This is a genomic window from Pseudopedobacter beijingensis (assembly GCF_042678145.1).
Lineage (GTDB): Bacteria > Bacteroidota > Bacteroidia > Sphingobacteriales > Sphingobacteriaceae > Pseudopedobacter > Pseudopedobacter beijingensis.
The window spans coordinates 1-21,973 of sequence record NZ_JBHUDG010000018.1; the positions used below are offsets into that span (position 1 = coordinate 1).

At 35.9% G+C, this 21,973-nt stretch carries 14 protein-coding genes and 1 riboswitch; of the genes, 9 read left to right on the top strand and 5 right to left on the bottom strand.

The genetic code is table 11. From position 1 onward, the window contains the following. Positions 1–199: 199 nt before the first annotated feature. A complete protein-coding gene (locus ACFSAH_RS11590) occupies positions 200–1,129 on the bottom strand; it encodes a hypothetical protein (RefSeq protein WP_379662904.1) in 930 nt (309 codons plus the stop codon). Between the two features lie 202 nt (positions 1,130–1,331). On the opposite strand from ACFSAH_RS11590, the gene alaS reads away from it, so the two are divergent. Continuing rightward, the gene (alaS, locus tag ACFSAH_RS11595) at positions 1,332–3,974 is read left to right on the top strand and encodes an alanine--tRNA ligase (protein WP_379662905.1); all 2,643 of its coding nucleotides are present in this window, start codon (positions 1,332–1,334) and stop codon (positions 3,972–3,974) included. A gap of 1,313 nt (positions 3,975–5,287) precedes the next feature. Here alaS and ACFSAH_RS11600 read toward each other — a convergent pair. Next, positions 5,288–5,800: a hypothetical protein gene (locus ACFSAH_RS11600; protein ID WP_379662906.1), complete on the bottom strand. Its 513-nt coding sequence runs from the start codon at positions 5,798–5,800 to the stop codon at positions 5,288–5,290. Between the two features lie 856 nt (positions 5,801–6,656). Between ACFSAH_RS11600 and lnt the strand changes: the two genes are divergently transcribed. From lnt to ACFSAH_RS11620, 4 genes are all read left to right on the top strand, one after another. Beyond that, positions 6,657–8,120, top strand: a complete 1,464-nt coding sequence (gene lnt / locus ACFSAH_RS11605) for an apolipoprotein N-acyltransferase (RefSeq protein WP_379662907.1) — start codon at positions 6,657–6,659, stop codon at positions 8,118–8,120. Next, positions 8,117–9,223, top strand: coding sequence for a T9SS type A sorting domain-containing protein (locus tag ACFSAH_RS11610; protein ID WP_379662908.1), 1,107 nt, complete (start codon positions 8,117–8,119; stop codon positions 9,221–9,223). Before lnt ends, ACFSAH_RS11610 begins: the two co-directional genes overlap by 4 nt. 280 nt (positions 9,224–9,503) lie before the next feature. Next, positions 9,504–10,397, top strand: coding sequence for a LysR substrate-binding domain-containing protein (locus ACFSAH_RS11615; RefSeq protein ID WP_379662909.1), 894 nt, complete (start codon positions 9,504–9,506; stop codon positions 10,395–10,397). 71 nt (positions 10,398–10,468) lie between these two features. Next, complete coding sequence (locus tag ACFSAH_RS11620; RefSeq protein ID WP_379662910.1) at positions 10,469–11,443, top strand: YeiH family protein; 975 nt, start codon at positions 10,469–10,471, stop codon at positions 11,441–11,443. A 540-nt stretch (positions 11,444–11,983) separates the two neighbouring features. Here ACFSAH_RS11620 and ACFSAH_RS11625 read toward each other — a convergent pair. Further along, a complete protein-coding gene (locus tag ACFSAH_RS11625) occupies positions 11,984–13,060 on the bottom strand; it encodes a polysaccharide deacetylase family protein (protein WP_379662911.1) in 1,077 nt (358 codons plus the stop codon). A gap of 194 nt (positions 13,061–13,254) precedes the next feature. Here ACFSAH_RS11625 and ACFSAH_RS11630 point away from each other — a divergent pair, with 194 nt between their 5' ends. Together ACFSAH_RS11630 and trxB are read left to right on the top strand one after the other, a co-directional pair. Then, on the top strand, positions 13,255–14,277 hold the full coding sequence (locus ACFSAH_RS11630; protein WP_379662912.1) for a quinone-dependent dihydroorotate dehydrogenase: 1,023 nt from the start codon (positions 13,255–13,257) through the stop codon (positions 14,275–14,277). Between the two features lie 76 nt (positions 14,278–14,353). Then, positions 14,354–15,301 (top strand): thioredoxin-disulfide reductase, encoded by a 948-nt coding sequence (gene trxB, locus ACFSAH_RS11635; RefSeq protein WP_379662913.1) that lies wholly within the window; start codon positions 14,354–14,356, stop codon positions 15,299–15,301. A 732-nt stretch (positions 15,302–16,033) separates the two neighbouring features. On the opposite strand, the gene ACFSAH_RS11640 is transcribed toward trxB, so the two are convergent. Further along, entirely contained in the window at positions 16,034–17,341 is a 1,308-nt protein-coding gene (locus ACFSAH_RS11640) for a voltage-gated chloride channel family protein (protein WP_379662914.1), read from the bottom strand. A gap of 30 nt (positions 17,342–17,371) precedes the next feature. Continuing rightward, positions 17,372–17,439, bottom strand: a riboswitch (Fluoride riboswitch). 230 nt (positions 17,440–17,669) lie between these two features. Here ACFSAH_RS11640 and ACFSAH_RS11645 point away from each other — a divergent pair. After that, a complete protein-coding gene (locus tag ACFSAH_RS11645; RefSeq protein ID WP_379662915.1) occupies positions 17,670–19,067 on the top strand; it encodes a DUF3748 domain-containing protein in 1,398 nt (465 codons plus the stop codon). Between the two features lie 151 nt (positions 19,068–19,218). On the opposite strand, the gene ACFSAH_RS11650 is transcribed toward ACFSAH_RS11645, so the two are convergent. After that, entirely contained in the window at positions 19,219–20,082 is an 864-nt protein-coding gene (locus ACFSAH_RS11650) for an AraC family transcriptional regulator (protein ID WP_379663029.1), read from the bottom strand. Positions 20,083–20,343: 261 nt separating this feature from the next. Between ACFSAH_RS11650 and ACFSAH_RS11655 the strand changes: the two genes are divergently transcribed. Beyond that, positions 20,344–21,972 (top strand): fucose isomerase, encoded by a 1,629-nt coding sequence (locus ACFSAH_RS11655; RefSeq protein ID WP_379662916.1) that lies wholly within the window; start codon positions 20,344–20,346, stop codon positions 21,970–21,972. Position 21,973 lies beyond the last annotated feature (1 nt).

Sequence of the window (21,973 nt, forward strand, 5' to 3'; positions counted from 1 at the left end):
CATTCTGCAATTGGATATAGAACGCCTAATGAAATGGAAATGTTCTATCGGAAAAAACAGAAATTAGTAGCATAAAAAGTCTCCACTTTTAAGTTGCAATTCCATTCTTAGTAATGGCTTTGCTCGTTTATAGACCATAGTTCATCATTCATAGTTTCAAACATTCATCATTCTAAAGTTCATAGTTTATAATCATTCCTTACAAATGCCCTTTCACATATAAAGTAATTAAAGAAGCATGCGGCATCCCTAAAGTATTTCCCGGAGTTATTTTTAATAAATTCTGTAAATAAATATCACAAATGCCCTGTAATACCTTGTACTGATTTTCTTTGGTGTCTTCATCGTAAGAAGGAAAGTCATATACTGTTATTTTGCCGGTGACATCAACAATAACCCTGAAGGCATAATTGAACTTTTTGTAGGCGTTTTGAATATCAATTTTAAACTCGGGATACAAATAATCGTAAGAGCTGCTTTTAGTAAGAGGATCAAAAGAAGAGTAAACCTCCACGTTTACAGCTTTGCTTTTTGATTCTAGTTTAACCGGATTTCGGGCAGCAAATAAATAATTGGAATCTAAAGGGTTTTCATTAGCCAGTTTAATTCTTTCTTTAACAAATAAGGTGTCCTTAGAACCAGGTTCCCTTAACTTCTCTTTAGTAGAATGCAGTACATCCTTAATATATTCATCCGAGTAAAAAGTCATATAAACATTAGATCGGTCATCGTTCTTTACCCTTAGGCTTTTCACCTCTAAACGTTGTAAAATAATACTGTCTTTGCTCAATAATTTTACAGCAAACCATTCCCTTGCAAAATTATAATAGTTGCTATGATCGTGGTGCAGATAAAACCCAACTAGTTTATTTAGGGTAGGACTATAAACCTCAACAGAATCATTCCTTTGAAAGCGCAATACCCATTCCGGTTCCTGCTGAAAACCAATAGTGTCAAAAGATAAGCCGTTTTCAAATTTTCTCTTAACCTCATTAAATGTAATTCCTTTAAGGCTTTCAAAATCAATACTGTCTTTGCGAGATGAAGTGTTTTTAGGATTGTTATTTCCACAAGAAAATGTAGTAGCCAGTATAAAAATGCAGAAAATATAGTGCAGTGCTAATTTCATCAACGTAAATATAGTTTTAAGAAAGCTGCAAAAATGCTAGAAAAAAAGATTAAAAGCGAATTGTTGTTTCACATAATAGCAAGTTTAGCAGGGTATTACATCTGTATGTTATAGTAAAACAGCTACGAGGCGTAAAATAAGTGTGTTTATTGAAAATCTTATCACGAAAATACCAAATCAACTTTTATCTTTGCAAGCTATTATGAATAAGACTGCTAAAGAAATTCGTCAGGCTTTTTTAGATTTTTTTGCTTCTAAGGGCCATCAGATAGTTCCATCGGCACCCATTGTGGTGAAGAACGACCCTACGTTAATGTTCACCAATGCCGGAATGAACCAGTTTAAAGATTTATTTCTGGGCGAAGCCCCTATAAAATATCCGCGGGTGGCAGATACCCAAAGATGTCTGCGTGTTTCGGGTAAACATAACGATCTGGAAGAAGTGGGGATAGATACCTACCACCATACCATGTTTGAAATGTTGGGTAACTGGAGCTTTGGCGATTATTTCAAAAAAGAAGCGATAGAATGGAGCTGGGAGTTACTAACTGATGTCCTGAAACTGGATAAGGAACGTTTATACGTGAGCGTGTTTGAAGGGGACGAGAAAGAAGGTTTACCTATGGATACCGAGGCGTATAATTATTGGAAAGCGTTGGTACCGGAAAGCAGAATTCTGAAAGGCAGTAAAAAAGATAATTTTTGGGAAATGGGAGATACAGGACCTTGCGGACCTTGTTCTGAAATCCATTTTGACAATAGAACCGATGAGGAAAGAGCAAAAGTAGATGGCGCTTCCTTAGTTAATGCAGACGACCCTCAGGTAATAGAAATATGGAATAACGTATTTATGGAATTCAACCGTCTTAAAGATGGTTCTCTGAAAAAATTACCCGCACAACACGTTGATACCGGAATGGGTTTCGAGCGTTTGGTGAGGGTTATCCAGGCTAAGACTTCTAATTATGATACAGACGTTTTTATTCCGCTGATAGATTTTATAGCAAAATCTTCTGCAGTTAACTATAACTCCAATGCAACTCCAACCGATTCAGATTGGGGGCAAGCAGTAGCTATGCGTGTAATGGCAGACCATATCAGGGCAATTTCATTTGCTATTGCCGATGGTCAGTTGCCATCTAACAATAAGGCAGGATACGTTATTCGTCGTATTTTGAGAAGAGCAGTGCGTTATGCCTATCAATATCTTGGATTCAAAGAACCATTCTTAAATAAGCTGGTACCTATTTTAGCAGCACAGTTTAAAGGTGTGTTTGATGAATTGATTACCCAGCAAGACTTTGTACAGAAGGTTATTCTCGAAGAAGAAAACTCTTTTCTGAGAACATTAGAAAATGGTATCAATCGTTTTGAGAAATACATTTCCGAAAATAAAGGCGAAAAAATAAACGGAGCATTTGCTTTCGAATTGTATGATACCTACGGGTTTCCAATAGATTTAACCGAGTTAATGGCTCGCGAAAAAGGACTTTCTGTTGATATGGATGGCTTTAATGCCGAATTGCAGAAACAAAAAGAGCGTTCAAGAGCCGCTACGGCAATTGATGCAGGAGATTGGGTAGTAGTAAATGATGGCGAAGAAGTGGACTTTGTTGGATACGATGCTACAGAAGCCAAGTCCAGAATATTAAAATACCGTCAAGTAAAAGCAAAAGGAGTAGAGCAATACCAGTTGGTTTTGGATGTAACCCCTTTTTATGCCGAAAGTGGAGGTCAGGTTGGAGATAGAGGTATCCTGACAGGAGATGGTGAAGAAGTAATAATTAACGATACCAAAAAGGAAAACGGACTGATTATCCATTTTACAGATCAATTGCCCAAAAACCTGGAAAGTGAATTTCTGGCCAGGGTAGATCTGCATTCCAGAACGCTGACAGAGAATAATCACTCGGCAACCCATTTATTGCATGCTGCTTTAAAATCGGTATTGGGAGAACATGTTAATCAGAAAGGTTCATTGGTAAATGAAGATGTACTTCGTTTTGACTTTTCGCACTTTGCCAAAGTAACCGAAGAAGAACTCTCAAAAATAGAGGCTATTGTTAACCAAAAAGTCAGAGCCAATATTCCTTTAAAAGAAGAAAGAAACGTACCTTATCAAAAAGCATTGGATAGTGGTGTTACTGCCCTGTTTGGCGAAAAATATGGTGATTATGTACGCGTAATTACTTTTGATGACCATTATTCTAAAGAGCTTTGCGGTGGAACACACGTTAAAGCAACCGGTCAGATAGGTTTCTTTAAAATTGTGTCAGAAAGTGCTGTAGCAGCCGGAGTAAGGCGTATAGAAGCTATTACTGCAGATAAAGCAGAAGAATATATAGTTGCCCAAACCAGATTGCTGGGAACAGTTAAAGAATTGCTTAAAAATCCTAAAGATGTAACCAGAAGCCTGGAAACCTTATTAGAAGAAAATAATAAGCTTAAAAAAGAAATAGAGAAAACAATACTGGAACGGGCGGCAGCATTAAAGGATAGGTTGAAAGAAAATGCTAAAATAATTGACGGTGTACGTTTTATAGCTGCAGAAGTTAACCTGCCCAATACAGATGCTATTAAAAACTTAGCCTATCAGGTTAAAGATATTGTAGATAACCTGTTTTTAGTATTAGCTTCAAATATAGACGGAAAACCCAATCTTACCGTAATGATTTCCGAAAATCTGGTACAGGAAAAAGGTTTAAATGCAGGCACTATAGTAAGAGAATTGGCTAAGGAGATACAAGGTGGTGGCGGTGGACAGCCTTTCTTTGCAACAGCAGGGGGTAAAAACCCGGAAGGTATAGCCAGCGCATTGGCAAAAGCAGAAAGTTTCCTGAAATAATACATACAGAATATTATAAACAGGAGCTGTATTAAAAAAACTTGTTATTCGAATCGGAGCAAGCTCTGAATTTATTTCAGAGCCTGCCCCGATATTTAGGAATCTACTGTTACAGCGTTAAACGGCTATGTTTTAGACTCTGAAATAGCTTTTTCCAGACTCGATTCAGGAAGTTCAGAGGGATAGATTTTACTAATTTGATACAATTCCGATTCTTTTCCTAAAGCACTTTTATTAAGTTAAAGAGAAGAACTATATATCATTGCATCCGCCAGAACTTATTTCAGCACTTCTCCCAACTATTAAGAATCTGTAAACCTGGATGCTTAATCAAATTCAACATAACAGGAGTGTTGGTCTTAACTAGATACTCATGCGAAAGCATCCGGAAATCGGAATAAACAAATTACTGTTGATATAACCCTTTTTTAGCTTTGATGCTATTGGGGAAATAGCCAATAAGGAATAGCAGTCCCTTGATTTGTTATCTTTCATTTTTATTTTAAGATACTATTGATTAAATTGTTTTTTCTAATGCATACAGAGAGAAATCATTTCTCTGAAAAATACTTCCCAAAGTCCATCAAACTCCGTTAAAGTCTGCGAAAGTTCGCTGAACTCCGTTTATGCTGTATACTTGGCTCGACCCTGTGCCGTAATTGGTTCGCATTTGGCCTTATACTTGTTCGATAGTTCTTCGGGAAATGCTTTTTAAAATGTCTTTTTTGCCGAAGACTTCCCGAACAATACCCGAAGAACACTCGAAGAAAGGTGCCGCTTGTGTCGGAACTGTCTTGGGTCTGTCTCCTGTATATCATTTAGCTGGGCTGTGTCAAAAGTATTTTGTCATCGTAAGTTTGTAGAAGAGGATTTGGATTAGGTTTAACAACATATAATTCTGTTTTTTTTTATTAAGGTCCAGCAAAAGAGAAAGATAAAAACTTTTAGTCGTCTCGACCGTAGCGGAGAGATCTGTTTTAGAAGTGCTTAACAATAAGATTTTTTTAGTTCTCAATCGCCTAATCTCGAAAGAATGAGAGATATGCTAAGCGGGTAAATGCTTCTTGTGCCTTATGAGAATCTTGATATGTAGCATGAAATAAAAGAAATTATTTTAAATTTATTAAGATCCAATACACAGGCTTAGGCTACATTGCGCCTTTACAATCTTAAAGGCTACTTAGGGGGGCTTATAGAATAACCTGCATTTCCGTTCATTAGAAATGCAGGTTCACGTATGGAAGTACATACGTAGCAATATAAAAGTGCTTTAAAGTAATATTCAGAATATGCAATTAATTTAAATGGGTCTATTAGTTGGAAAATTTCACTTTGAATTTTCCCTCAGTTATTTCTACCCTGTCGTTATTTTTTGAAGTTACGTATCCATGGAAAATACCTGATACAACTCCGTCTTTTTTGTAGGTAACATCAAATAAAGCAAGACTACCACCTTCACTATCGTTTTCGGTTGAAAATAAAAGTCCGGTATTGTTGGTGTATTCAAGATAGCTGCTGCCAGAAGTTTGATCAGCACCAATAGTTAATCCTGGTACAATACCAATAAAGTTCTCAACAAAATAAAATTTAAACTTTGGATTAGCGTTATCTTTTCCTGAAGCTAAAAGTGTGAACGTTTTGTTGTCTCCTTCATTCCCTCTTAGTGCTGTAAATTCTGTAGAGGTAACGGTTGTACCATTCACTTTATAAGTTAAATAATATTCTGATTGTGTTTCTTCGTCTTTTGCATCACTATCATTTTTCTTGCATGACATTATCGCAAAAGTAGTCAACGAAATAAATAGAAGTAACTTAATAGATTTCATTTTTTTGTGTTATTTTTTAAGATAATTGTTTAATTTTTAAATTATGTATGTTTCTGTTTTTGTTTTTTGTGGTGTCTACACAAATTTTTGAAGTATTAATGTTTAACGTTCATCATTGGTGTTTTTATCTGTTGTTTTTTGTGATGCAAATATAGTTAAACATCTATAATGTTTCTTGTTATGTAATAAAAAATCTTTTATTGGTGTTTTTTTTGTTTTTATTTAAAATTTAAATAGTAGTTGTTGATGAAGATTTCAAGAAATCAGCTTTTTGATTTACAGATTTATAAAAATCTTGTTTTAACAATAAATTATTGTTGAATTGTTTTTTATGTAATTTATTATCTTTTATATTTTATTTGTGTGATTGAGTATTTAAAATATAAGTTTTTATTGTGTGTTGATGCTATGATTTGAAATTTATATATCTTTTTAGATAAAATCAATTATAAACCTTTTGCCTATGTTTACAGTTTGCTTAAATGGAATTTCCCCCCTCAATGGCGCAAGAATGATGGGATGCTAAGCGGGTAAATGCTTCTTGTGCCTTATGAGAATTTTGATATGTAGCATGAAATGACAGAAATTATTTTAAATTTATTAAGGCACAAGTATCCAATACACGGGCTTAGGCTACACCAGTTGAAGGGTAAAGCCGATTAAAAAATTTGAAAACCTATTTCGAATGAAATATTATAAAAAATGATAACGTTTTATGCTGTTTTTTTAAGAGTATTAGTTATTTGTATCGAATAAGCCGTCAAAAAAAGTACCTTTGGAGATTTTTCCGGTACTTTATGAATTTAGCTGTTGCCCTTTTTTTTGAGTTATACTTTTTTTTATTTCATAGGTAGTAATGTTTGTAAGAAGAATTTTATTAACTATACTATCTGGAATACTTGCTATTACAGCATTATTTCATCTGCTACCTTGGTTGGCCGCAACTGCACTCGTTCCATTGCTCTATAGCTTTAATAAAGCTTCAATTACTCAAACACTTCAATTATCTTCAATTTTTGCTGTCAGTTTTGGTTTATGTTTTTTTAGCTGGATACCCATTAGTGCAGAACTTTTCAACGGAAATTGGATCTCTGGATTGTTTGTTTTACTAATTTTTACCTTGGTATTAAGCATTTACTTTCTGTTAGTTTTTGGACTATATAAATATTTAGAAAAGCCTAAAGCTATTTTTAAAAATGCTTTATTATTAGGAGCAATTGTGGTGTTTTTCGACTATATCAAAGACGCTTTATTTGTTACCATGCCTTGGTTTGATTTCCATTTTGGTAATGCCTTGGCAGGAAGTAAATATACCATACAATTGGCAGAACTCGGTGGCGTTTATATCCTTAGCTTTTTCGCAGTATTTATTAATGTACTTATTGTAGAGGCTATACAAGGTAATTTAGCTGTAAACCGAGTGCTTGTTGCATTATTGCTTTTTGTAGGTATAAATGCAGGTTTACACGTTTACCGTAGCCATCAAGAAGAAGGTAAGGAGATTAAAATTAACCTTCTTACCGAAAACATAGATCCACGTATCAAATGGGAGGAAGAGGGTAATAAAGTAGTAGGGCAATTGCTGGCGCTTAACCAAAAGGCAGTTAGCTACCCTGCAGATGTTAATGTGTGGACAGAAACGGTAGTGCCTTGGACTTACATGGTTAATGATGATTTTGTAAATGAGATACTAAAACCTAGCCAACAAAGTAATAGTTTAACTTTATTGGGTATTAACACACAAGCTGCCACCAACCAAGTTTTTGATAGCGCCTATTTATTAAACCCTAAAGGTGCAGTACTGGGTAGGTACGATAAAAATTATCCATTAGCAATTATAGAAACCGGGTTAGAAAACACGCAGGTTTCTCTTAACCAAAATAGAGGAATCTCGGTAGCTAAAGGTAAAGAAACAGATCCAATAACCACACCTTGGGGCAAAATGGGAGTTTATATCTGTAATGAAGCCAGTCTGCCCAAAGTAGCAAGAAAATTAGTGGCTTCTGGAGCCAGTTTCTTAGTAAACATCAGTAACGACGGTTGGTTTGCAAACTCCTTTATTCCTAAGCAGCACTTCTATTACAACCGCCTTAGGGCTGTAGAGAACAGGCGATATGTGGTGGCCAATAGCAATTTAGGCTATAAGGGTATTGTTAGCGCAAATGGCGATATCAAGATGTATCTACCCACCAAAGAAAGCGAGCTTACACAGGTAACCGTGTGGAAACAAAGTGCCAATACGCTATATGGCTTATGGCCTCTTGGTATGTTTATCCTATCAGGTATTATCATCATCAATCATAAATACAATAAAAAATGAAAAAACAATTTCTATTACTAATCTTCTTTTTAGGGTTAGCAGAAATAGCTTCTGCTGCCGGTATTAATGTTAAAAATTGGCGTTGGCGTAATAACGATGGCAATGAAACTACAGCGACTTGGAAAGCCGCAGAAAATACGGCCATAGAAGTGGTTGATTTGAATACCGTACTAAGGTTGAGAATGGAACTTATTAGTGATCCTGATAATTCGGAAGTTTTAAACTTTATACCTCGTATTTGTTATTCAATAGGAGATGATTTGAATACTTCTACAATTATAGGAGATGAATCTACTACTGCTTTTGTATTGGTAAGTACTGCTAATATAACAGATGGTACACCCACCACAAAACAGCTTACCAGTAATTACCCCTTTCAGCCCGGTTTAGTAGTAAGCAATTTCAATTCAAACACACATAGCTTACCAGTAGGTTATAAATCAGAATACGAATTTGTAATTAAACCCACCGCTAATATAGTACCTGGCAAAAAGTATTATTTCACAATAGATTTTAAAAAACACTATAATAGTGCAACCAGACCTTATTTAACAGTCTCTTCAGCCTTACCAGTTAAACTGGCAAGCTTTCAAGTACAAAAAAATAATGAAGGAGCTTTATTAATTTGGAAAACCGAAAGCGAAACTAATAACGATAGGTTTGAGGTAGAACGTAGTGCTAATGGTAAAAAATGGGCTGTAATTGCTAAAGTACCTGGAAAGGGGATAGCAGCATCCTATCAACATCAAGATTTAACTCCATTAGCCGGAACAAATTATTACCGTTTGGTACAATATGATAAAGACGGTACTTTAGATTATTCTGGTGTAAGGTCTGTTAACTTTGCTTTAGCCCAGGCCGAAATAAGTATTTATCCAAACCCCACTACACAAAAACTTAACATTGCATTGCCAAACTTTAAAGGCAAAAGTGTAGAGCTAAAAGTTGCTGACCTTAAAGGTAAATTGGTAGCTGCTAGCACAGTAACTGTTACAAACCATAAAATAACATATCTCTTGCCAAATGGAATAGCAAAGGGGATATATGTTATCAATTTAACAGGTGATAACCTTAACTATAATCAAAAAGTAACTGTAAAATAATTGCATTTTATAACTTTTAGAGCTGTCTCTTTTAACCTGAGACAGCTCTAAATTATTATAGGCTAAGATTTTGTCTTGTCTTAAAATAGATTTACAAGTTATTAGAAAGCAGTAATACGAGCAGATATAAAAAGTGCAGAAGGCTAAGGAGAAGAAAATAAATAAAGGAAGTGTAAAGCATAAAAATAAATAAAATGCCAACAACAAAACCAGCTGTAACCAGAAAAGAAAAGGTGCTATATACTGTCTTGAAAATAAAAAATCGCTTAACTTAGGAGTTATGTTTGATTTTAGATTAAAAGTATTCCATACCGTAGCCAAAAGACTTAATTTTACTAAAGCAGCAGAAGAGCTTAATATAACGCAGCCTGCGGTAACAAAACATATCAAAGAAATAGAATCTTATCTGAAATCGAAAGTTTTTGAGCGTAACGGAACTAAAATTACACTTACTTTAGCAGGAGAAACTTTGCTGAAATATACCGAGCAGATTTTTTCTATTTACCGACAGCTCGATTATGATATCAATAATCTTAACGAAAGACATAAAGGAACATTAAGAATAGGGGCAAGTACTACCGTGGCCCAATATATATTACCACCAGTATTGGCCGGATTCCATCAGAAATATAAAGATATTAAAGTTTCGTTAACGATAGATAACTCTGAGAAAATAGATCTTTTGCTGCAACAGAAAAAGATAGATTTAGGGATTGTAGAGGGGCGGTCAAGAAATAACATGTTTAAATATACCGAGTTTCTTAAAGATGAGATTGTACTGGTAACCAATAGTAATAACGAACTCGCAAAAAAAGCATTTATTGAGATAGAAGAGCTTAAAGAAATACCTTTATTATTACGTGAACCAGGTTCGGGGACGTTGGAGATTATTGCCCATCACTTAAAGCCGTTTAACATTAAAATAAGCGAGCTTAACAGAGAAATGCAATTGGGGAATTCTGAAAGTATAAAGGCGTATTTACAACATAGTAATTGTTTTACTTTTTTGTCTGTACATTCAGTAGTAAGCGAGCTGACGGATAAAAGGTTTACCATTGTAGATGTAAAAGACCTGACTATTGAGCGGTATTTTTACTTTATGGAGCCACAGGGAGAAACAGCCTCATTGATAGAGCTGTTTAAGAATTTTGCTTTCCGTTATAACTTTAAGTAATGGCTTATTAAAAATAACTATTTCTTTTAGAATCGTAGTCGTTGCAGATTTGTACTATCAAATCACACGACATGAATATTTTAGAAACACGAAAACAATGTCTTCTCTTTTTTGAAAAGAACACCTATCTTCAAAAGACACTTTTTATAACTCTCGCCTTATTGTGCCTAACCCCGTTGGCTAGCCCTTCAGTAGCTTTGTTGTTAGGTATTTTAACTATTCAGCTGATAGGGCATCCTTATATAACGCTTAATCACAAGGCTATTCATATTCTTTTACAGGTTGCAGTGGTTGGTTTGGGATTTGGAATGAATGTAAACAGTGCATTGCAGGCAGGAAAAAATGGGATGCTTTTTAGTGTGGTCTCTATAGCTACTACTTTGTTTTTAGAACTTCTGTTAACCAAAAAACTTAAAATAGAAAAGGTAACGGGCTATTTGATAGCTGCTGGTACAGCAATTTGTGGTGGAAGTGCTATAGCTGCTATTTCACCTATTGTAAAAGCAAAAGAAAACCAAACTTCTGTGGCATTAGGCGTAATTTTTGTCCTTAATTCAGTGGCATTATTTGTATTTCCTTATTTGGGACATATTTTAAACCTAAGTCAGACTCAGTTTGGATTATGGTGTGCAATAGCTATACACGATACCAGCTCTGTGGTTGGTGCAGCAAGTAAATATGGTGCACAGGCTTTAGAAGTAGCTACAACGGTTAAACTGGCGAGAGCACTTTGGATTATCCCTTTATCTGTATTGTCTGCGGTATTCTTTAAAAATACAGAGTCAAAAATAAAGATTCCGTACTTTATAGGTTTGTTTATACTGGCAATGTTGGCCAATACCTATTTTACAGGCGTACAATACATAAGTGCTTATATTGTACACTTGTCTAAAGCGGGATTAAACTTGACTTTATTTTTAATAGGTAGTGGTTTAACGGCAAATGTACTGAGGTCTGTAGGATTAAAGACACTTGCTTTGGGGGTAGTATTATGGTTTTTTATATCAGGAATGAGCCTTCTGGTTATATTTCAGATTGCTAAATAACATGATTTTAGAGGAAAGAATAGCTTTAATTATAAGAAAGTGTCTAATAAAAAGAGACTGTCTCAAATTAGTGTTTTTTTGTCAGGCTAAGCCCCTCATCAGGCTCAGGATAAACTCAGTCTAAGCCTCTTCAGTATTACTTGGATACATATTTCGACTCCGCTCAATGTGACAAATTCGATTTTTTAGACACCTTCTTTTTTATGGTATTACTCATGAAATAAATATGTGATGTTCTTTTTAGAGAGGCATTGCTGTGAAGTCATTGCGTTAAGTTAATGCACAAAAAAGCTCTATAGTTATGCTGAACTTGTTTCAGTATCTCATTACCCAGGTCTATTAATCCCTAAATAACCAGGCAAGGTCTTTTTAGAGAGACCTTGCTGTGAAGTGAGTTTTTGTCATTAGGAGAGCCTGTTCTGATTCATTGGAAAGGTTACAACGAAGCAATCTCTTGCTGTAATTCATTCTATATTGATTTGAATTATTCCTCAGATAACAAGATCTTGTGAATACAATCTCTATGAAATGAAAAATATTCTATTTCCCGTTTTCGGCATCCTTAACCCAAACAATTTTATACTGTTTACTTAATGATGGATTAATTTGTTCTTGATAAGACTCAGGAGCAGTAATGGTTTTAGGATCTCCATCGCTGTAATAACGTGTTTTGTTTTTGTTTTGAAGGTTCATAAAATGTTCAGGACCATAAGAGGTATCACCAGCCTGTACACGTTCTATCTCCAATCGGTTGAAATCTTTATGGTATGGAGAAACTGAAGTTGCCGAACCTACTAATAAAACAGCCTCATGATGGTAAGATACATCTTCAAATTTGCCTTTAGACTCTAAAGACTTGTTTTTTGCCCGCATTCCTAAAGGAAGTGCTAAACTACGAACTTCATAATCGGGGATAAATTCTTTAATTTCTTTTACAAACATTCCTAGATGCTTTTGTACACCGGCATCATCCAGTTTATTTAAAGGCACATGATACCAGCCATGATTACCAATTTCGTACCCATTTTTAATTAACCATTCTAACTTTTCTTTTTTGTATTCTGGCTGTGCAAACAATCTTAAATTAGGCTTAATGGCAGGTAATACATAAAAGCTTGCGGTTAGTGGAAAATCCGGATGTTTCTTTTTAAAATCTTCCAGTATACCAACAGCACAGTCCGGATCTATTTCTAACTTTCCGTTTTTTTCGATATACCTGAATTGGCCACCGCTGGAGTCGTCAAAAGTTAAAGCAAAAGGCGTTTTTCCGGCAGGTATATCTAATTTTCCATAAGCAAGATCCAGAACAGAAACCGGATAGAAATTATTCTCATAAAGCATTTTTAAATCTTTTCTCAGGTTATCCGGAGTCCTTCGCCAACGGTCTTCGGGTTCACCAATAAGATGGTATTCTAAAACCATTACTTTACCCAATTCATTGGGGACAAAATCTTTGTTTTGAGCTATTACCGTTTTGGGAGCTTCTGTAATGGCAGAAGCAGAATCAACAACTACATTCTGATTGGTTTCATGATCAGTTTGTTTAGAGTTAGACTGCGAGCAAGACCATAAAGTCATACTGGCAGCAAAATAGGTCAGATGTTTTTTGAGACGCATGTACAATAGATTAATATTCACCAAAAATAAAATAAATAAGAGTCTGTTTAAACTTATCTGATGAGAATATTTATCTCTTGTTTGGGGAGGGAATGGACGGGTATATTGCTCTGTAAATGACAGGCTCTTTAACTATTTATGAATTTGAGAAATGTACCCTCTGATTATTTTAAGATAATAATTACATTTGCGGCATGTATCAATTTCTAAAGCCGATTTTTTTTCAATTTAATCCTGAAAAAATTCATCATTTTGTAACCGGAACATTGCAAAGAGCCCAAAAAGTATGGGGTTTACCTAAAATAATTAAAGCTGGATTCAGGTATGACGATAAATCTCTAGAAAGAGAAGTTTTTGGATTAAAGTTTAAAAACCCTGTAGGACTGGCTGCAGGCTTTGATAAAAATGGAGAGTATATTGAAGAACTTGCCAATTTTGGTTTCGGTTTTATAGAAGTTGGAACCGTGACTCCGTTGCCGCAACCCGGAAATGATAAACCCAGAATGTTTAGACTGCCAAAAGACGAGGCTATTATTAATCGCATGGGATTTAATAATAAAGGGGTAGATGTTTTGGCCAGAAAGCTGGAAAGTGTTAAAAGAGAAGGGATTTTGATAGGGGGGAATATAGGTAAAAACAAGAATACGCCTAATGAAGATGCGGTTAACGATTATATCAAATGTTTTGATAGGTTGTTTGATGTGGTAGACTATTTTGTTGTGAATGTAAGCTCTCCAAATACTCCTAACCTGAGGGCATTACAAGAGAAAGAACCTTTAAAGAATATCTTGAATACATTACAGGAAAGGAATGGTAAATCAGGGGTTTATCGCCCTATTTTATTGAAGATTGCACCCGATTTGACAAGCGATCAGTTAGATGATATTGTAGAGATTGTATTGGAAACTAAAATTGCGGGAGTTATAGCAACAAATACAACTATTTCCAGAGAAGATTTAAGCTCGCCTGAATACCTTAAAAAAGAGGCAGGTGGATTGAGCGGAAAACCTGTAAAGGATAAATCGACAGCGGTTATCAAATATCTTTCAGAAAAATCCAATAAAGCATTTCCTATTATTGGAGTAGGCGGTATCCATTCGGCTGCAGATGCTAAAGAAAAACTGGAAGCAGGTGCAGCTTTAGTGCAGATTTACACCGGTTTTATTTACGAAGGACCGGGTTTGGTTAAAAAAATCCTTAAATCTCTGAAAGCATAATCTAATTGTAATAAAGCAGACTGACCGTTGCCTTGCTTAATGGTCAACGATATATTTGTATCATTAAACTAAAGAAATGACTGAAGAATTAGAACACGTAAAATGTTTAATCATAGGATCTGGGCCTGCAGGGTATACTGCAGCTATTTATGCTGCCAGAGCTGATTTGAAACCGGTTATGATTACGGGTATGCAGATGGGAGGGCAGTTAACCCAAACTACTGATGTAGAGAATTTTCCTGGTTATCCGGCAGGTGTGATGGGACCCGAAATGATGGAAGATTTTCGTAAACAGGCAGAGCGCTTTGGTACAGATATCCGTTTTGGTTATGTATCATCGGTAGATTTCTCAGGATCGGTACATAAAGTGGTGGTAGATGATACCAAAACTATTCTTGCTGATACTGTAATTATTTCTACAGGTGCTTCTGCAAAATATTTAGGGTTAGAATCAGAACAGAAATATAATGGTTTTGGAGTATCTGCCTGTGCGGTTTGTGATGGCTTTTTCTTTAAAAATCAGGATGTAGCCATTGTAGGTGCCGGAGATACTGCAGCAGAAGAAGCTACTTATCTGGCTAAATTGTGTAATAAGGTTTACATGTTGGTTAGAAGGGACGAGTTCAGGGCCTCTAAAGCAATGGTTAAAAGGGTGTTAAATACACCAAATATTGAAGTGTTGTATAACTCTGAAACTAAAGAGGTGTTGGGCGATGGAAAATCTGTAACCGGCATAAAAGTTTTCAATAACCAAACTAAGGAAGAGAAAGATATTGCAGTAACAGGTTTCTTTGTTGCTATTGGCCATAAACCTAATACCGATATTTTTAAAGATTGGTTAGATATGGATGAAACCGGATATATTATTACTAATCCGGATAGTACAGCTACAAAAGTTCCCGGAGTTTTTGTTTCTGGCGATGCACAGGATAAAATCTTCAGACAAGCTATTACCGCTGCAGGTACTGGTTGTATGGCTGCCTTAGAAGCAGAAAGATACCTGGCCGCTAAAGAGTTTGAATAATCTCAGGTTTTCGGGCTGAGGTGGGGAGTTGTGTAGACTTCGGGATCCTCAGCCTGATAATATTTTTAATGTTCAATGTTGAATTGTTATAACTATGAACTATAGAATGATGAACGATTAAAACAATGAACGATCATAAACTATGAATGATGAACTATGGTCTATCGACAATGGACTATAAACTATAAAATAAATCGTCGTCATTGCGAGGAACGAAGCAATCTCATTATCAGAATCCTACAGCAGTCAGGATTAACAGTCATTCCCAATTAACTAACAGACCCTTCGAGAGCCTCAGGGTGACGTGGTTTGTTTGAGGTAGGAACGAGATGAACTTCTGAATGATGAACGATTAAAACAATGAACGATTATAAACTATGAATGATGAACTATGGTCTATCGACTATCGACCATGGACTATAAAACAAATCGTCATTGCGAGGAACGAAGCAATCTCATTATCAGAATCCTAAACCAGTAAGTGTTAACAGTTATTACCAATTAACGAACAGATCCTTCGAGAGCCTCAGGGTGACGTGGTTTGTTTGAGGTAGGAACGAGATGAACTTCTGAATGATGAACTTGTTATAACTATGAACTATAGAATGATGAATTTTTAAAACGATGAACGATTATAAACTATGAATGATGAACTATGGTCTATCGACTATGGACAATTGACTATAAACTATAGAGCATTCACAAAAATCCTTTCCTAAAAAGAACTAAAAATCAAATATCACCAATTCTTCTGCCTTCAAAAGAACTGAATCTATGATGTTTAGGTTCGCCAATAACCTGTTTGCCATAAATACTGTTATTTCCAGAAAAAAGATAAGCTACAATGCAGGCTATGGCTACGTATACGCCACATTCTGTCCCAAATAATTCCATGGCCATTAAAGTGCAGGCAATAGGTGTATTGGTGGCTCCGGCAAATACAGCAACAAATCCCATTCCTGCAAGCAATCCAAACGGTAAAGGAATAAAGAAAGAAAGGGCATTTCCTAAAGTTGCCCCGATAAAAAAGAGTGGGGTAACTTCTCCTCCTTTAAAGCCCGCAGATAAGGTAACAATAGTAAATATCATTTTAAGCAGGAAATCATAAGCGGGGAGTTGTGTAGCAAAAGAATCTACAATAACAGGAATACCTAAACCAATATATTTAGTACTCCCGATGGTGAGGACAGCTAAAGCAACAATTATCCCACCAACAAAGGGTCTTAATGGCGGATAAGAAATATTGTTCTTAAATAGCTTTCCTGTAAAATGCATGGATTTGCTAAATATTGCAGCACATAAGCCAAAAAATATACCTGCTAAAACCGCATACAAGATATTCGGTAACGAGATGTCAGGAATAAAATCAATATGATAGTGGGTATGTTTAGCATTCCATAGTTTAGTAACCAAATCTGCAATAATAGAAGCTGAGAAAGCAGGAAATATAGCATCGTATCTTAACCTGCCTATTAAGAATACCTCCATGCCAAATATAGCTCCAGCTAGTGGAGTACCAAAAACAGACCCGAAACCGGCAGCTATAGCAGCTATAATCAATATCTTCCTTTCAGCCGGAGTCAGTTTTAGAGGTTTACTTAGCTGATCGGATATAGAGCCTGCCATTTGTAATGCAGTCCCCTCGCGTCCGGCAGATCCACCAAATAAATGGGTGGTAATTGTTCCTATATAAACTAAGGGAGCCATTTTAAAAGGAATGGTTTCCTTGGGCGTATGGATGGTTTCCAAAAGTAAATTATTCCCTGCTTCAACGTCTTTGCCATAATAATGATAAAGTAAACCAATAGCAAAACCAGCAACAGGTAAGAGGGCAATTAGCCATAAATGGTTTTCACGATACTGGGTTGCCCAGTCCAGAGATTTTAGAAAACCAGCTGAAGCAGAACCTACCAGTATTCCAATAACCAGACTAATGAAGAGCCATTTTATGATATAAAGTGCGGCAGGGTAATGTCTGAAAAACACCTTGACAAACAGATTTATTTTTACAGCGAATGATTTATTTTCTTTTTTAGACATGACTTTCCCGATTAAAAAGTTAATTATTTAATTTAATCAGGCGTCATCAGCTCTTGCAGAGCGGTTGGGTAAGGAAGAACACCATTTCCTTTTCTGTTGCCGCTAATTTAGAAATAAATATTTATTTACAAAAATATTCGGAAAGTTGGACAACGATGCTTTATTTCAATAAGAGGAGAGTTATGTAAAGTATCCCAATCGCTAATGACATAACAATAAATACCTTAAAGTAGGACAGCATGATAATTTCTGCTATACATCAGCCAAAACCAGCCACATCGTTTTATGTCCTTATTGATATATTCGTTATATCAAAAAATTAAGAGCGATGAGAAAAGCACAAATTAATTTATGTCATTTAAAAAGAAAGAGTATAAAGCCGGTGTTTGCACTATCTTTAGTGACGATTATGAGTGCTTGTACATTAAAAGGAACGAACATGCAGTACCAGGAAAAACAACTGACTTTTGATCAAAAAGGTCACATGCTTAATCATACCCAAATATTTTCTCAGGATGGGAAATGGGTGGTTTACGATACCAGAAACGACGATACAAAAATAGGAGCTACACCAAGTATAGAAATACTAAACATAGAAACAGGAGAAATCAGGGAGATTTACCATACTCAAAATCAGACAGAGTTTGGTCCAGGAGTAGGGGCGGCAACTTTTTCGCCAACAGAAGATAGAGTTATTTTTATTCAGGGAATAAGAAATGCCGATAAAAACCGTCCTTACGATTTTACCAGAAGAACGGGTGTAGCTATAGATATTACCAATCCTAATCAGGCCATTTTTATGGATGCCCGGGATATCAATGCTCCGTTTACACCGGGAGCTTTAAGAGGGGGAACACATGCTCATTCATGGAGCGGAGACGGACAATATATTTCGTTTACATATAATGATTATGTAATGGAACAATTGGCAAAAACAGATTCTTCTGTTAAAGATTTGCGTACTATTGGAGTCATGTTCCCTAAAAAAGTATCGGTTAAAGACGATGGTAGTTTAGAGAATAATTCCGGAGAAATGTTTTCTGTTTTAGTTGCTGATGTAGTAGAAAACCCAGCGGATAATACCGATCAGATAGACAGGGCTTTTGATGAATGCTGGATTGGGCAAGATGGTTATCAGAAAGCTGATGGCTCAAAGCAACCGAAAGCCATTGCTTTTCAGGGGAATGTAAGAGAAAACGGACAGGTTAAAACAGAAGTTTTTGTGGTAGATTTACCAAGTGACCTGACACAGTTTGGTCCTGATCGTCCATTACAAGGCACCGTGAATAAACGACCTTACACTCCAGCAGGAGTTTCACAAAGAAGAATTACCCATTTAACAAATGGAGTGCAGGGACCACGCCATTGGCTTAGAACAACACCAGATGGTAGTCAGGTTATTTTTCTATCTAAAGATACAGCCGGTTTTATCAACGCTTTTGCGGTCAACATCAATAGTGGTGAGGTAAAGCAATTGACCCATAACCAGTTTGATATGCAAAGTGGTGTGAATATAAGTCCCAACGGAGAAGCATTAGCTTATGTGGCACAGAACTCAGTATATGTTTCTGATATTAAGAATAATAAAACAGAGCAGTTAACTAAAAACTTCTCTGATACAGAGAAACCATCCAGTGCGGTATCCTGGTCAAAAGACGGGAAAAGTTTGCTGTATAACAGAATGGTTGATGGTTATATCCAAATCTTTAGACTAAACCTTCAGTAATATATAATTCGAAGAGGGGTTGTATAAAAAATAAAAATGTTGTCATTTCGATGAGTACAGCGAAGAGAAAACTCTTACCTAAGTACTTCTGAAAGAGATTCTTCGACTGCGATCGGGATGACAAGGTTCTTTTGATACAACCCCTTCTCTATTATTTAAACTTGCTTTTATATTCTACAGGAGTGCAGCCCATCACTTTCTTAAAATGTCTGTAAAAATTAGAAGGGTTATTAAAACCGCATTCCATACTAATACCTTCAACCGTCATTGTTTCTTTAACCAACATTCTGCAGGCATGACTTATTCTTATTTCTGTTAAAAAATCATAAAAAGTCTTTTTGGTCATCTGCTTAAAATACCGGCAAAAAGAAGTCACACTTAAATTACTTAACGAGGATATTTCCTCAAGTGTAATCTCATTTTTATAATTGGTTAAAGTATAAGTACATATTTTATTTATACGCTCCGTATCAGAATTATTAGCTTTATAGAAAGCATTGGTAGAAGTAATAAATTCATATTCCTCTGTATAGGCCAGTGTATTTAAAATAGACAGCAGAATAGATAATCTATCTAAATTAACCGCATTCAGAGCGTCATGCATTAGTACTTCCAGTCTTTTTTTAGTGTTACCTTTAATAATCAGGCCCTTTTTTGCTTTCTCATAAAGTTTAGGTATTTGAAAAGCCTCTGGCAGATTCAATAGATCTTGTCCCAGGCAGTTAGGTAAAAAATGTATTACCGTAGCTTCAACATTAAGATCACTGTTATGCGAGAAATACTCATCCTTACATCTCCAGGTATGGGGGAGGTTTTCGCCTAATAAGACCATTTCCCCAGCAGAGAAGTTACTGATATTATCTCCGATAAATCTTAAACCCTCACCCTTTTTTACATAATGAAGTTCCAGTTCGGGATGGTAATGCCATATTGTGCCAAAATTAGCAGATACATCGTTCCGTATACTATAAGACGTTTGTAATCTAGTAGGAACCTTGTGGAATTGAGCCTTCATATTCATACCCTTAACAATTTAATATGTGTTCTAATCAAATAGGTTTTCTAGTATAATCTAGGTCTAGCTTAAAGCTTGAATCTAATTTAACAGAAAAAAAATGATTCTCCATAAAATATGATAATATGTTGAATAAAGAAGGTAATAACTCGCAGATTTTTCACCTATTTGCTTCTGATATTTGTATAGACAACGAAATATTGGGTATATGTATATGATATGTTATCCAATTATAATTCTTCATTCTAAACCTTTATAATAATGAATACAGAGAAGAAAATTAGCTTAGTATGTAGTGGCGATTTACGCCCATCGGCCAATATAAGCTGTTGGCAGGCACAGTCAGAAATGGAAGCCCTTTTAGGTAAAGCCATTGAAGCAGAAGGATGGAAAGTAGAAAGAGCACACGGTTATGATGCTGTTAAGAAACACGGTTTCATAGACTCGCAACGTATGGGAATCGAAGTTTTTAAAAATATAGATCCTCATGCACCTTTAATAGTTGCAGAAAGTGTTTGGCAGTATAGTCACCACGTTCTTGCCGGATTAACGACACACAAAGGTCCAATTTTAGTAGCAGCTAATTGGAGCGGTGAATTTCCGGGATTAGTGGGTGCGCTTAACCTTACGGGATCTCTGACAAAGGCAGAGGTAGAGTATAGCTTTTTGTGGAGTTTAGACTTTACCGATGAATTCTTTATTAAAGGATTGAGAGAATGGTTGTCAACAGGGAAGGTTACACAAGATTACAGTCATGTTAAAGACCTGGATAAGGTAACTTTACCAGCAGAAGACGAACAAAAAGGACGTGCTTTCGGGAAAAACCTTAAAGATAACAAAGCCATTATGGGGGTGTTTGACGAAGGTTGTATGGGCATGTTTAATGCTATAGTTCCTGACCATTTGTTGCATGCTACCGGTATTTTTAAAGAAAGACTAAGTCAGTCTACCTTATACGCAAAAATGTTAGAGGTAAACGATGAAGATGCAGAAAAAGCACTTCAATGGTTGCTGGATAAAGGTATGAAGTTTGACTGGGGAACAGTAGAAGAAACTGAATTGACCAGAAATCAATCTTTAATACAGTGCAAAATGTATATTGCTGCTGTACGTTTAGCTGATGAGTTTGGTTGTGATACTATAGGTATACAATATCAACAAGGACTAAAAGACCTGGTGCCTGCAAGTGATTTGGTTGAGGGTTTATTGAATAACGTAGAAAGACCTCCGGTATATTCAGAAGATGGCAGAGAACTTTATGCAGGAGAAGCATTGCCGCATTTTAATGAAGTAGACGAATGCGCAGGTATAGACACCCTATTAACTTACAGATTATGGAAGGAATTAGGTTTGTCGCCAGAAAATACCTTGCATGACCTTCGTTGGGGCGAACATTTCAAAAACGAAAACATTGACGACTACATCTGGACATTTATGATTTCCGGAGCAGTTCCGGCAGCGCATTTTGAAGGTGGCTATAAAGGAGCAGATAGTATCAGACAGCCAGCTATGTTCTTTAGAAAAGGTGGTGGTACTTTAAGAGGGATCAGTAGAGCCGGAAATATAGTATGGAGCCGTATATTTATAGAAAACGACGAGTTACATTGCGATATTGGTGTAGGTAAGTCTGTAACACTTCCTTTAGAAGAAACACAAAGAAGATGGGATTTGACTAATCACCAATGGCCAATTATGAATGCTACATTGGACGGTGTTAGCAGAGACCAGATGATGGGAAGGCATAAAGCAAACCACATTCATGTAGTTTATACAGATGATGAGGCTTCTGCTCATAAAGCTTGTCGTATAAAAGCAGCTGCAATTGCTGAATTAGGAATTAAAGTTCATTTCTGCGGTAACGTAGATGTAGAAGGTAAAAAGTTTGCATAAT

What these genes read in the sequence shown, in the direction of transcription:
- ACFSAH_RS11590 (WP_379662904.1), bottom strand. Translation starts at nt 1,129, where the DNA reads ATGAAATTAGCACTGCACTATATTTTCTGCATTTTTATACTGGCTACT.
- ACFSAH_RS11625 (WP_379662911.1), bottom strand. Translation starts at nt 13,060, where the DNA reads ATGCGTCTCAAAAAACATCTGACCTATTTTGCTGCCAGTATGACTTTA.
- lnt (WP_379662907.1), top strand. Translation starts at nt 6,657, where the DNA reads ATGTTTGTAAGAAGAATTTTATTAACTATACTATCTGGAATACTTGCT.
- trxB (WP_379662913.1), top strand. Translation starts at nt 14,354, where the DNA reads ATGACTGAAGAATTAGAACACGTAAAATGTTTAATCATAGGATCTGGG.
- ACFSAH_RS11615 (WP_379662909.1), top strand. Translation starts at nt 9,504, where the DNA reads ATGTTTGATTTTAGATTAAAAGTATTCCATACCGTAGCCAAAAGACTT.
- ACFSAH_RS11645 (WP_379662915.1), top strand. Translation starts at nt 17,670, where the DNA reads ATGAGAAAAGCACAAATTAATTTATGTCATTTAAAAAGAAAGAGTATA.
- ACFSAH_RS11600 (WP_379662906.1), bottom strand. Translation starts at nt 5,800, where the DNA reads ATGAAATCTATTAAGTTACTTCTATTTATTTCGTTGACTACTTTTGCG.
- ACFSAH_RS11620 (WP_379662910.1), top strand. Translation starts at nt 10,469, where the DNA reads ATGAATATTTTAGAAACACGAAAACAATGTCTTCTCTTTTTTGAAAAG.
- ACFSAH_RS11655 (WP_379662916.1), top strand. Translation starts at nt 20,344, where the DNA reads ATGAATACAGAGAAGAAAATTAGCTTAGTATGTAGTGGCGATTTACGC.
- ACFSAH_RS11650 (WP_379663029.1), bottom strand. Translation starts at nt 20,082, where the DNA reads ATGAAGGCTCAATTCCACAAGGTTCCTACTAGATTACAAACGTCTTAT.
- ACFSAH_RS11630 (WP_379662912.1), top strand. Translation starts at nt 13,255, where the DNA reads ATGTATCAATTTCTAAAGCCGATTTTTTTTCAATTTAATCCTGAAAAA.
- ACFSAH_RS11640 (WP_379662914.1), bottom strand. Translation starts at nt 17,341, where the DNA reads ATGTCTAAAAAAGAAAATAAATCATTCGCTGTAAAAATAAATCTGTTT.
- ACFSAH_RS11610 (WP_379662908.1), top strand. Translation starts at nt 8,117, where the DNA reads ATGAAAAAACAATTTCTATTACTAATCTTCTTTTTAGGGTTAGCAGAA.
- alaS (WP_379662905.1), top strand. Translation starts at nt 1,332, where the DNA reads ATGAATAAGACTGCTAAAGAAATTCGTCAGGCTTTTTTAGATTTTTTT.